At 49.3% G+C, this 12,335-nt stretch carries 10 protein-coding genes; all 10 read left to right on the top strand.

The window, feature by feature from the left end; all coding sequences use genetic code 11:
• The first annotated feature begins 45 nt into the window (after positions 1-45).
• Positions 46-1,077 (top strand): WD40/YVTN/BNR-like repeat-containing protein, encoded by a 1,032-nt coding sequence (locus PP769_RS15915; protein ID WP_312641927.1) that lies wholly within the window; start codon positions 46-48, stop codon positions 1,075-1,077.
• Between the two features lie 122 nt (positions 1,078-1,199).
• The gene (gene clpX, locus PP769_RS15910; protein ID WP_312641925.1) at positions 1,200-2,480 is read left to right on the top strand and encodes an ATP-dependent Clp protease ATP-binding subunit ClpX; all 1,281 of its coding nucleotides are present in this window, start codon (positions 1,200-1,202) and stop codon (positions 2,478-2,480) included.
• 281 nt (positions 2,481-2,761) lie between these two features.
• The gene (rbp, locus tag PP769_RS15905) at positions 2,762-3,094 is read left to right on the top strand and encodes an RNA-binding regulator (RefSeq protein WP_312641923.1); all 333 of its coding nucleotides are present in this window, start codon (positions 2,762-2,764) and stop codon (positions 3,092-3,094) included.
• Positions 3,095-3,294: 200 nt separating this feature from the next.
• Entirely contained in the window at positions 3,295-5,076 is a 1,782-nt protein-coding gene (locus PP769_RS15900) for an AAA family ATPase (RefSeq protein ID WP_312641921.1), read from the top strand.
• Positions 5,077-5,135: 59 nt separating this feature from the next.
• Complete coding sequence (locus PP769_RS15895) at positions 5,136-6,659, top strand: proteasome accessory factor PafA2 family protein (protein WP_312641919.1); 1,524 nt, start codon at positions 5,136-5,138, stop codon at positions 6,657-6,659.
• A gap of 21 nt (positions 6,660-6,680) precedes the next feature.
• Entirely contained in the window at positions 6,681-6,896 is a 216-nt protein-coding gene (locus tag PP769_RS15890) for a ubiquitin-like protein UBact (RefSeq protein WP_312641917.1), read from the top strand.
• A 2-nt stretch (positions 6,897-6,898) separates the two neighbouring features.
• A complete protein-coding gene (locus PP769_RS15885; RefSeq protein WP_312641915.1) occupies positions 6,899-7,693 on the top strand; it encodes a proteasome subunit alpha in 795 nt (264 codons plus the stop codon).
• Complete coding sequence (locus PP769_RS15880; protein ID WP_312641913.1) at positions 7,686-8,504, top strand: hypothetical protein; 819 nt, start codon at positions 7,686-7,688, stop codon at positions 8,502-8,504. Before PP769_RS15885 ends, PP769_RS15880 begins: the two co-directional genes overlap by 8 nt.
• 22 nt (positions 8,505-8,526) lie before the next feature.
• Entirely contained in the window at positions 8,527-10,059 is a 1,533-nt protein-coding gene (locus PP769_RS15875; RefSeq protein ID WP_312641911.1) for a proteasome accessory factor PafA2 family protein, read from the top strand.
• Positions 10,060-11,209: 1,150 nt separating this feature from the next.
• A complete protein-coding gene (locus PP769_RS15870; protein ID WP_312641909.1) occupies positions 11,210-12,304 on the top strand; it encodes an efflux RND transporter periplasmic adaptor subunit in 1,095 nt (364 codons plus the stop codon).
• The last annotated feature ends 31 nt before the right edge of the window (positions 12,305-12,335 follow it).

Raw genomic sequence — 12,335 nt, 5'->3', positions numbered from 1 at the left:
CTGTCGCTTTCAGGGAACGGATTTGATCGTCATTCAAGGCAGGCTATGATCGTCAGTCTCCGTCTTTTTTGGCTGACAGTACTTGCCTGCATGTTGTTAGCCGGCTGTGGGAAAAGTGAGGCGGTGGTGGAAATTGTCCTTCATCCCACAAACCCCAAAATTCTTTATCTCGCCACCAACGATTATATTTATAAATCCAGGGACGGGGGCATGACCTGGCAGAACATGTCTGCGGGTATGACCCATTCTCGGGTCATTGCTCTGGCCATTGATCCCCTGTTTCCGGCCAATATTATCGCCGGAACAAAGGGGGATGCGGTATATAAAAGTTACGATGGTGGGCAACGATGGGTGTCACGACGGACGGGATTGGATGATGTGACGATTTCCTCGGTGGTCCATCAATTGGTGTTTGCTCCGGGATCCAGTGCCCATATTTTTGCCGCCACCTCCTTGGGGGTGTTTGAATCAGACGATGGGGGAGAAACCTGGAGTAAGCGGATGGAGGGCATGAAAGAAGTGCTCATGGTGGTGACGCTTGACTGCGATCCCCGTCAGCCTCAAACCCTCTATGCCGGAACAAGCGGGGGAGTCTATAAATCTATTGACGGGGCTCGCACTTGGAAAATGGTCAATAATGGGTTGGTGGCCTCGGATGTGCTGAAATCCTCCAGGGCATTGGGCGTGACTCGCATAAAGGTTGACCCTCATGAATCCGATACGGTCTATACTGCGACTCTGAGTGGACTGTACGTCACCAAGGATGGAGGCCAAGTCTGGACTCGCATTGGGGAGACACTCTCCGATCAGATGTTGAGTGACCTCATTCTCGATCACACCCACCCACATGTCGTGTATGTGACCAATCGTGACGGTGTTTTTAGAAGTGAAGATGGAGGAATAACTTGGGAAGCTCGAAGTGCGGGCTTGACGAATGTTAATATTCGGGCTCTAGCCATGAGCGCGGTTGATTCTGATGTGCTTTATGTGGGGACCAACGGAAAAGGACTGTTTCGGACGGGTGACCGGGGAATGTCCTGGGAAGCTGTGCCCCTGGTTGTGGCCGAATCCCTTTGAGGTTTATCCTGAATGGGAGATGATTTGATATCCTTCCTCTTGAAGATTAAGATCTCCTTTCATGGGGAAGTGATAGAGTCTTTTAGACTGATTTCTGGTGACGAGTAAGAAAGGTAACTGCCGTGGCTTTTTGGGATTCGAAGCAAGGACGAAATCGTGCGGATGCGGTCTGCTCCTTCTGTGGTCGGGCAAAACCTGGAGCAACCAATTTGATCCAGGCCCCGACGAAACAGGCCTGCACGCAATGTCAGGCACCGGGGTCGGTCTTGATTTGTGCGGATTGCATTCAACAATGTTCAAAATTTTTATCAGGCCATACGGAAGGCCAGTCCCCGATGGAGCCGCCAGCGGGTCCCTTGCCGACCCCTCCTGAAATTAAAGAGGTGCTTGACCAGTATGTGATAGGGCAAGACCGTGCCAAAAAAGTTCTGTCGGTGGCCGTCCATAACCATTATAAACGTGTATTTAGCGGTAAAGATCTGCCTGATGTGGAATTAGAAAAAGGGAATGTGATGCTGATCGGGCCGACGGGAACCGGCAAGACCTTACTCGCCAGAACCTTAGCGAAAATTTTGCATGTTCCCTTTGCCATTGCAGATGCCACCACGGTGACGGAAGCGGGTTATGTGGGCGAGGATGTGGAAAATGTGGTCTTGAAGTTATTGCAGTCGTGTGATTTTAATATGGCCAGAGCGCAAGTGGGCATCATTTATATTGATGAAATTGACAAGATTAGCCGTAAATCTGAAAGCGCCTCTATCACGCGGGATGTGTCCGGGGAAGGTGTCCAACAGGCATTGTTGAAATTGGTGGAAGGGACGTTATGCAATGTGCCTCCCAAGGGGGGAAGAAAGCATCCTGAGCAGGAATTTCTCAGGGTGGATACGACGAATATCCTCTTTATTTGTGGCGGTGCCTTTGTAGGGGTGGAGGATATTATTTCTCAGCGGACCAATCAGAAACGAATGGGTTTTGGCGCGGCTTCCTCCAATGGTGAGGCGTTGAGCTCTAATCAATTGATGGAAAAACTCAAGCCGGAGGATCTTCTAAAGTATGGACTCATCCCTGAATTTGTCGGCCGGTTTCCCATTCTTGCCTCTCTGAATGACTTACGCGTGGAGGATATGGTGCGGGTTCTACAGGAACCGAAAAATGCTCTCCTGAAACAATACCAAGCCTTATTTCAATTAGATGGTGTGCAGTTGGACTTCACTCCGGAGGCGGTTCAAGCCATTGCCACCAGGGCTTCGTCTATGAAAACCGGAGCCAGGGGATTGCGTTCTATTCTGGAGGAAGTCATGCTGGATTTGATGTATGATGTGCCAGCCTTGAAAAACATTAAACGAGTGATTATCTCCGAGGAAGCGATTGACGGCAGGGGGACCCCCCAATTAATTTCCTGAAAATAATGCGTGGGATGAGTAGTTTCCTTGCCGGGGATTGTTGCATTCTTTTCCATTCTGACTTATGCTATTCAAAAGAAATTCATCACGACATTCGGGCCACGTGATGAATGTTTGAGTGACGGGCCCATCACTGATGTTGTTTTGCCAAGGAATCCGCAAGGAGTCTGATTGGAAGTTAGTCCTAAGTCGCCACCTGGTTTGCGTTCTCGGGCCGTTCCTTCCCTTCTCTTCTCTTCGAACCATGCAAAACAATATCGCATTTAGAAGGAGGGACCCCGATGGGTTCAAAGATCTATGTGGGTGGCCTGCCGTATTCCACGGCAGAGCAAGAATTGGCTGACCTTTTTGGCCAGCACGGCGCCGTGACGTCGGCTAAAATTATTACGGACAAGTATACGGGGCAATCTCGAGGATTTGGTTTTGTGGAAATGGCCTCGGATGCTGAAGCTAAGGCGGCGATTGAGGCGCTAAATGGAACCGAAATGGGAGGGCGTACCCTGACGGTCAATGAAGCGAAGCCCCAAGCACCGCGAACCGGATTTGGTGGCGGTGGTGGCGGAAACCGTGGTGGTGGCGGAAACCGTGGCGGCGGTGGTGGAGACCGTTGGTAAGTCGCTAAGTCACTAACAGGCTACTCTTCAATAGAAGCAGGGGACCCTAACGGATCCCCTGCTTTTTTTATATCTTGGGTAATGGTCCGGAAACATAGTAGAATGAGAAATTGATCGTCGGCCAAGATGCGTTGTCGGAGTGTTGATGGGGCGTCGAGGCTTTCATGTCTCAATTGAAATAGAATGGAATACAATACACCATGAGTGATTCTACAGAATTTTCTTCCTCCAAGGATTCCTCTCGGTCTGGTGGACCTTCATTCCCGAAATTCTCCAGGAAATCTGAGAATTCCCCGTTGGCGATTATTGACCAATGTTTGGCATCTTTGCCTGAAGGGGATCACCGGATTCCTCTTCTCTATCAACTTCGACACGGGCTTGTTGAGCAAACGACGGCTTCTCAACAACAGGAAGCCGATATGAAGAAACTTCAAGGAGTGCTTGAAAAACTGACGGCCCCGGCAAATCGAATCGGGACTCTGCTTGATCAGCCTGAAAAGGGTGTGGCGAGAATCATGGTTGGCGGGGCAGAATATTATGCCAGTGTCGATCCCAGGCTTGAGGAAGAAGGTTTAAAGGTTGGGCATCAGATTTTAGTAAATGAGGCGTATGTGGTCATCCGGTCTCTCGGGTATGATCGGAATGGCCCGATTGTGAAAGTTCGAGAGATATTAGGTGATGGGCGTCTTCGTATTGATCAAGAGGCGGGCAGGCAAGGCATTCTTATACAACGGGCAGATGATCTCGCCGGTACGGAATTGAAGGTCGGCGATGAGGTTCGACTGGACCCATCTCACAGGATTGCCATTGAACGATTAGAAAACCCCCAAGGGCAATCGCATCTTTTAGCGGAATTGCCAACTGTCCGTTGGGAGCATATCGGTGGACAGCAGGAAGCTATTCAAGCCATCCGCCGATCAATAGAATATCCCCTCCTGCATGGAGAATTGTTCTCACGGTATCAATTTCAGCAACCCAAGGGCTTTCTCCTGTATGGGCCTCCGGGGTGCGGAAAGACTCTGATCGGCCAAGCCACGGCGGCAAGTCTTGGGCAACTCTTCGCCAAAGAACGAGAAACGCTTACGCCCCATGCTGGAATGCAAGGGCCAGGCTCTGCCTCTCAACTTCCGCCGATTGAGGGTGGCGTGTTTCTGCATGTCAAAGGTCCGGAAGTTCTGAATATGTGGGTCGGGGAATCGGAGCGAATCATCCGCGATTTATTTCTTCAAGCCCGGCAACAAAGGCAAGCCGGGAAGTTGCCATTTATCTTTATCGATGAAGCCGAATCCATTTTAGGGACGAGACGGGCGGTGCGATCCTACAATGTCTCCAACACCCTGGTTCCGATGTTTTGTGCCGAACTCGACGGGATTGAAAGCCTTTCCCAAGTGGTGGTTATTCTGGCTTCAAATCGTCCGGATATGATTGATCCGGCCGTGCTGCGACCTGGAAGAATTGATCGAAAAATAAAGGTGGGCCGACCTGGGCGAAACGATGTAGCGGAAATATTGCTTGTCTATTTGACGGCTGATCTGCCTTACGACACGAAAAAGGCTGCCGGCAGTGGACAGGAGGATGAGGCTCCGGCGTCGCAGATCATCGACGGACTGTTAGAGAATCTCTTTCAGCGAAGCCTGGAGAATCGAGTGTTGGCCATTCGGTTGCGTAACGGACGGCGTGAAATTCTCTACCGCCGGGATTTATTGAGTGGAGCGGTGTTGGCGGGAATCGTCCGGCGTGCAAAAGAACGGGCTATTGAGCGGGCAATTCAAGCGGGCAATCAGGAGGCCTCGGGTCTGAGCCTCGATGATTTACTCGTTGCCAGCAATGAGGAGTTCAAGGAGAGTGAAATTTTCCCGCCGGATGATTCAGCTGAGGAATGGTTGAAACTCCTGGATTATCATCCCGACCAGGTTGTCGGAGTATCCTCCCTGCAGCCTGGAAAAGCTGGAGAAGAGCATCGGACATCTCAGATTGTGTAAATCTCCCTTTCCAGCACGTTGTGCCACATGCGACCTTCTCAGCTGAAAGATTGGAACAAATGAATCCTCTTCGCCTCTTTGGTATTGAGACTGAATATGGGATTGCGCGGGAAGATATCGAGACCGCCGATCCTGTCGTGGAATCCATGGAATTGGTGCGGGCCTATCTTGACGGACATTTTACCCGCCGCTGGGATTATCGGGGCGAGCATCCCCATGAAGATCAACGGGGTTTTCGGGTGACTGAGTTAGCTCAGGATAAAGAAGAGGACCTGTTCGCGGAACAGGATGCCCATCGACCTTTTTCCTTCCATGAAATGAAAAGTGACCTTGTCCTTCCTAATGGGGCGCGATTTTATAATGATCATACGCATCCTGAGTATTCCACGCCGGAATGCCGTTCTCTCAAGGATATGGTCGCGCATGACCGGGCCGGCGAGCGAATCCTTTGGATGGCGGCACAACGCCGAAATCAGGCCCTTGGCGGCCCAATGGTTCAGTTGTATAAAAACAACACGGATTTTCACGGGCATAGTTATGGCTGCCATGATAATTATCTGGTCTCGCGCGAGCTCGATTTTGAGAATTTGGCTCGTGGACTCATGCCTTTTCTGGTCAGCAGACAATTGATCGCCGGGGCAGGCAAGGTCGGTCGGGAAGCGCAAGAACGCGGGTTTGAGCCTGGCGGGTTTCAATTGTCTCAACGCGCAGATTTTATGGAAGCCGAGTTGGGCGTGGATACCATGCACAACCGACCGATCCTCAATACGCGAGACGAACCGCATGCGAATCGTGAACGCTATCGGCGACTCCATCTTATCGTGGGTGATGCCAACATGTGTGAATATGCCACGGCCTTGAAGATCGGCACGACGCGGGTGGTGTTGGATATGATTGCCGGAGGGATCTTGCCCCCCTGTGAGCTTGACTCCCCGGTGCAAGCCATTCAGACGCTCTCTCGTGACCCTGATTTGAGCACTCTTGTGACACGACAGTCGGGAGGCCTGATTTCCGGGGTGGATATTCAACGGGAGTACCTGAATTTGGCCAGGAAATTTTTTGTCGAAATGGATGAAGAGACGGCCTGGATTCTTCGCGAATGGGAACAGGTATTAGATCTTCTCGAACGGGATCGATGGCAGCTTGTGGGAAAAATTGATTGGGTGACTAAATGGTGGTTGCTCGAAACATTTAGGCAGGCCGAGCGAATCGGCTGGGATGATCCTTGGCTTGCCAGCCTGGATCTGGAATATCATAATCTGGATCCTGATCGTGGCCTGTTTTTCGGGTTGGAAGCCGAGGGGCGAACCACCAGGATATCCCAGGAACACGAGATTCAAGAAGCGATGAAGCATGGGCCGCGGGATACCCGTGGAGGTCTCAGGGGTTTGTGTGTACAACGATTTGGTCAAGACATTACGTCGATACAATGGGAAGGAGTACATTTTCAGGGCCAAAATGGGGGACTGCATCTTGACCTGCTGAATCACCTTGAGCCGGTGGCGGTCGCTCAATGCCGGTCTGTGATTGAGCACGCCGAGACCCCATTTGATATGATTGAATGCATGGTATTAAAAAAATAGTTCATGTGGAGGATGAGATTTATGATAAACGAATATGAATATGCCCAAGCCGGTGGGGGTCTTGAACGAAAAGAACGGCCAATCGATCCACTTTCTAAACCAATGGGACCCGGCGATCAGGAATCAGGTCCTAAACGCCCGGAAACGGATTCACCATCCCGTGATAATCTCATGAAGCGCATGCGCAAGGTTGATCCCAAGCAGGCAGAAAAATATCGCCAACGGACCGGGGAATAAAGATGATGGGACAACAGGGGGACTTCCTTCAGGTTCTGCGAGAGCGTGGCTATGCAGTCGAGGACTTTCGGCAGCCGGTCAATGGCGGTACGCCATCGGGCCATACTGAAATCACAGCCGGGACGACGGTCTTTGCTATCAAGTATGCTGACGGGGTCCTCGTGGCTGGTGACCGGCGGGCAACGGCCGGAAATGTCGTGATGTATGATCGCACCGATAAGGTCTTGGAATTGGATCGGTTTTCTGTCTTAGCCATCGCAGGTGTTCCTGCCACCGCATTTGAGATGGCCAGAATATTAGAGCATTCCTTTAAGTATTACCGGAGAAGTCAATTGCAGGATTTGAGTTTTGAGGGAAAGTTGCGAGCCTTATCAACGTTGTTGAAAAATAATGCTCCTGCGGCGTTGGCAGGAACCGGAACTGTGGCCCCAATTTTTGCGGGGTATGACCAACTTGAAGGGTGCGGAAAAATCTTTTTCTATGACATCTTAGGAGCTGAATTCGAAGCGGTGGAATATGCTGTCTCTGGATCCGGGTCTTCCACGATTCGGGGGATTTTGTTTTACATGAATCGGTGGGGGAATGGTCCCGTGGCCGGAATGAATGAAGAGGAAGCCTTGACGTTCGTGCTTCGCCTGATGACCAGTGCGGCAGAGTTTGATTCCGCCACAGGTGGAGTGGATGCGCAGGCCCAACTCTATCCCATCGTGAAACGCATTTCTGCGGAAGGGGTGAGAGCCATTCCCGCGGAACGGTTGAAATCACTGTTTTCTGAAAAGGTGCTGAATCATGTATGAAGAACCCTATCGATGGATTGAAGCCGTCGCCAATCGGCGGGAATATTTGGACGATCAATTCACGCAAGGCAATCCGTTAGTTGCCGTCTCCTTTACACAGGGGATATTGTTGCTGACCTTTAATCGGGGGACAGACAAAATCTATGAAATTTACGATCGCATTGCGCTCGGAGGCATGGGCCATCCTGCAGATCTGGAGAAACTACGGTATACCCTATTGGATATGGCCCACGTTGAAGGATTCCAGCGGTCCCCGGCGGATGTGACCGCTTCCCGACTGATGAAAAATGGTCTGGCCCCTGTCATCAAACAAGCGTTTGAAGAAATTTTCAAGGCACCGTACATCGCCAAAATTCTACTGGCAGAAGTCGGGACTTCTCATGAACGGGATCGCCTGTTCAGCATCAATTATGATGGCATGTTTGAGGAACAACGCGAATTCGGTTTGCTGGCAGCCTCCGCCTCCATCCGTGGTCTGCTCACTCAGGAATGGAAAAGCCAGAGTCTTTTGTCTTCTCTGCAGTCGGCTGTGGAGCGGAGTCTCCGTTTGTGGGGGATCGCAAGTCTTCTCCAATCTGTACATCCCTCTTCGGATACAGAAGAGGAAGGAACCACCTCTTCCGCAGCCAGTTCCATCTCCACCATTCCAGAAGATGAGGCAATTGCTTTCCGAATTCGTGAAACGCTGTCCAAAGAGACGCTGGAATGCGTCTTTCTGGATCGGGAGAGCGGGAAGATGGAAACCTATCGTGCTCTGAGTCAATCGGAACTACAGTCCTTCATTCCTACCGTGTTCCAACCTGCCATCTAAACCCTGGCAGAGCGAGGTCCCTATGCATAATCGAATCTTCGGTATTGAAACCGAATACGGTCTGCTTATCAAGGCCGATCAACCGGACGTGTCTTCTGCTTGGATTGCCCACCGGATCATTGAACATTTGTTTGGCCGGAAAAAACACGGCGTCATTGACTGGCATTATCGTGGGCATGATGAACCGCCAGGCAATGGGGGCTTTCTGCTGAATGCAGGCCGGATGTATGTCGATATGGGGCATCTGGAATATGCCTCACCGGAATGTCATTCGCTGTGGGATTTAGTGGCTGTAGATCGTGCCGGAGATTGGCTGTTGCAGGACTGTCTGGAAGAGCTTGGGCTTTCCGAACTGGTGTCGATCATTAAAAACAATATTGATCATGAGACAGACGCGACATTTGGTTGCCATGAAAACTATCTGGTCACGCGGGACTTTCCGTTTACCTATCAAGGGTTGGGGATGCTCATGCCGTTTCTGGTAACACGCCAGGTCTTTACGGGCGCCGGCCGAATCGGAAAGGCGCGTTCCGTGGACGGCTGGATTGGCTTGGACGATATCGAGGGACGTGGAGGGCCCCGGTCACGGAAATCAACCGAAGAGGGGGTGATTTATCAAATTTCCCAGCGTCCGGATTATATCGTCAACGACTTTTTTGAATGGGTTCAGCATAACCGGGCTATTGTGAATACCCGGGATGAACCCCTGGCCGATCCAGAACGATTCCGGCGGTTGCACTTGCTCATGGGCGATTCGAATATGGCAGAAGAAGCGACTCTTTTAAAAATGGGGACGACCGGCTTGGTTCTGCAATTAATCGAAGAAGGGCATGCCCCGCAAGGATTGGATTTCGATGATCCTGTCCAGACTCTGCGAGCCATCTCCCGTGACCCTCAGCAAAAATGGATGGTCACTCTCTCAACCGGCCGGCACCTTTCAGCCTTGGATATTCAAGAGCAGTTTTGGGAAGCCGCCGCCAAACAGTATGCCGGGCAGGATGAGGAAACCGACTGGGTCCTGGACCATTGGGAATCGGTCGTGAGGGATTTACGAGAGGGCTATCAAGCCGTGGTCGGCCGGGTTGATTGGGCCTCCAAGCTCTGGTTGTTGGAGAACTTTCGGAAGGCGGAGAAGTTGGAATGGGACGATCCCTGGTTGAAAAGTCTGGATTTGGAATATCACAATGTTGATCCGCAGGCAGGTCTTTATCATGGCATGACAGAAGAAGGCGATGCGCCGCGCTTCACGACGAATGATTTGGTCGCATTGGCGAAAGGGCAACCGCCACGAAACACTCGTGCGTTTGGGAGAGCAGAAATCATTCGCCATGTCGTCAAGGAAGGTTGGGCGGAATTTCTAGAGAAGGCGACAGGCCATCACGATCCGCGTCGTCCTCCCTATGTCATCAATTGGTCGGTTTTGCAACTTCAGGGGAGTCCGGCTTTTGTCATGGCCGACCCCTTTCGCAGCTATGTGCAGGAAAGTCGGGAATATTGCGCAGAATGGTCTTCTCGTCTTTCCCTTGAATCCCTCTCGAATAAAGAAAATGCCTAAGAAAAGTCGAAGGAAAATCCCCAGACACTGAGCCGTTTTAGTCTTTTTGCTCCTTTATCCCATTTTTTTTTGAGTGGTAATTTAATCTTTGATAGGGGGAAGAGGCCAGACTGGTGATTGTCCGGAGCGTTATTACCCGTTTTCAAGCAACCTCAGCTCTCGACTTATTGAACTTTCCGGGTGGGAATTGCACGTGAAAAACGACATGCCTGGAGTCTCAGGATTTCGTGGTTTCGTGGTGGTTGGCTGTGTTTAATCGTGGGGCTCCGTCGCATTGGGATTTTTTTTCAAATCGAACCCCAGGATTATGGGCCTTTTATTAGATGTTTTTAACTAGTCCAGCCAATGAGGGATTTGGCTCATCCCTTGCTCTTTATTAGAATATATGGATAGGTGAGTTTTTCATTAACAATGCGCTCAAAATTTTGCATGATGTCAGAGTCAATGGAACCATAAGGCTAAGCAAATCTTGCATAAAGGATGAATCAATACAGTGCCAATTAATCAGGTGCGTTTTTTTAAGTAATCGAGAGTGAAACAAATATAGCCTAGGATTTTTTACCTATTTCTGAAAAATTCACGTTGTTCTGTCGATAAGAAAAGGTGGGTGGACCTTTCGGAATATAAGTAGCAATTGGGCTGGATGAAACCTTTAACCGCCACGTTTTGACAATAATCTTGTTATCAAGAAAAAATTCCGAGATAACCTGTTGTCTGTCATGACAGAAACTTTTTGAATCAACATTCAGTAAAGCTAGTCTCGGTGCGGAAAAATCCCAACGTTCACCTTTTGGCCCTTGGGGGAACTCCTTGGTAGGAGTGGATGTCCTTCTCTGCACTCAAATCGGTATTGTCTGGATTTGAGAAAACTCATTGGTGTCTTACTGGGCTTTCCGTATCAGGCAGTGTACCTAAAACAAATAACGCGTGAGTTCCTTACGTAATGGGATAACCCCTCCCTTCCCCTCATTTCACCTACCCCTGGGTGGGAATCGGCTTTTCTTTCTGATAGGTGAATGGTTTGGAGTAGGTTAAAAGATTTTAACACTCAAGGCTGTATGTGATTGAGAAATCGCCATCCGTATTTGTGAAGCATGGGAACGAAATTCGTTCCATTGTTCAAAATTTCACTTCGAATAAAGCATTCAACATGAAAATTAATGTGGTCCTATGTTTTGCAGTCTGCTTACTCACGGTATCCTGCACCTATAAAAAAGAGGCAGAAAGCGTTGATACCCATAAGGTGATTTACCCCATCTTGGAGGACGTCACCTATAGCAATAAATATGTCGCCCAAATTCAGTCGGTTAATTATGTAGAGATACGAAGTAAAATTAGAGGGTATATTGGAAAAATTTATGTGGATGAGGGGCAACCGGTCAAGAAAGGGCAGTTATTGTTTGCCCTGACCCATAATGTATTTGAAAAAGAATTACAAAAAGCAAACGCGGCATTCCGAAGTGCCGTGGCAGATCTAAAGGTAGCGGAAGTTGAATTAGCAAACGTGAGAGTGCTGGTAGAAAAAAACATTGTGTCTAAATCGGAACTGTATGTTATTCAAGCCAAGGTAGACGCGTTGAAAGCGGACGTGGAAGAAGCTTTGGCAAACAAAGAACAGCAAGCGTTAAATCTTTCGTTCGCTAGAATAAGAGCTCCCTTTGACGGATTTATTAACCGTATTCCAAACAAGGTGGGAAGTTTGATAGCTGAAGGAGACATATTGACCTCACTGTCTGATAATCATGAGGTATTCGCCTATTTCAACCTTTCTGAAGTGGATTATCTTAACTACATTGCTTCTGGAGAACGAGGGGCCAAAGTTGTGAGCTTTGAACTCGCCAATCAAGTCCTTTATGAGTATGAAGGGACCATAGAAATGATTGAAAGTGAATTCGATAGCTCAACAGGGAATATTGCGTTACGAGCAAGGTTTCCTAATCCTGACGGACTGTTAAAACAAGGGGCAAATGGTAAGGTCATTGTCAATGAAACCCTTAAAGATGCGTTGGTGATTCCACAAAAATCAACCTTTGAAATTCAGGACAAATTGTATGTGTACGTTGTGAATAAGGATAATGTCCTGGAACAAAGGAATATTGTTTCAAAAATGCGGTTGCCAAAATTTTATGTTGTGGAGTCCGGTTTGTCCAAAGACGAACAGATTCTCTTCGAGGGTGTGGAGAATGTTATGAATGGAGACCAAGTGCATCCTGTTCACATTGAAATTGCCAAGGCGATGATGTGAATCCCTCACGACTGGAAAAGAATTAGATAAA

It is taken from the genome of Candidatus Nitrospira allomarina (genome assembly GCF_032050975.1).
Lineage (GTDB): Bacteria > Nitrospirota > Nitrospiria > Nitrospirales > UBA8639 > Nitrospira_E > Nitrospira_E allomarina.
The sequence above is the reverse complement of the archived record's forward strand: the minus strand, read 5'-3'. Positions and strand labels throughout refer to the sequence as shown.

Coding starts and splice junctions, on each gene's coding strand:
- PP769_RS15890 (WP_312641917.1), top strand. CDS start 6,681: ATGATAAACGAATATGAATATGCCCAAGCCGGTGGGGGTCTTGAACGA.
- PP769_RS15900 (WP_312641921.1), top strand. CDS start 3,295: ATGAGTGATTCTACAGAATTTTCTTCCTCCAAGGATTCCTCTCGGTCT.
- rbp (WP_312641923.1), top strand. CDS start 2,762: ATGGGTTCAAAGATCTATGTGGGTGGCCTGCCGTATTCCACGGCAGAG.
- PP769_RS15885 (WP_312641915.1), top strand. CDS start 6,899: ATGATGGGACAACAGGGGGACTTCCTTCAGGTTCTGCGAGAGCGTGGC.
- PP769_RS15875 (WP_312641911.1), top strand. CDS start 8,527: ATGCATAATCGAATCTTCGGTATTGAAACCGAATACGGTCTGCTTATC.
- PP769_RS15880 (WP_312641913.1), top strand. CDS start 7,686: ATGTATGAAGAACCCTATCGATGGATTGAAGCCGTCGCCAATCGGCGG.
- PP769_RS15895 (WP_312641919.1), top strand. CDS start 5,136: ATGAATCCTCTTCGCCTCTTTGGTATTGAGACTGAATATGGGATTGCG.
- PP769_RS15870 (WP_312641909.1), top strand. CDS start 11,210: ATGAAAATTAATGTGGTCCTATGTTTTGCAGTCTGCTTACTCACGGTA.
- PP769_RS15915 (WP_312641927.1), top strand. CDS start 46: ATGATCGTCAGTCTCCGTCTTTTTTGGCTGACAGTACTTGCCTGCATG.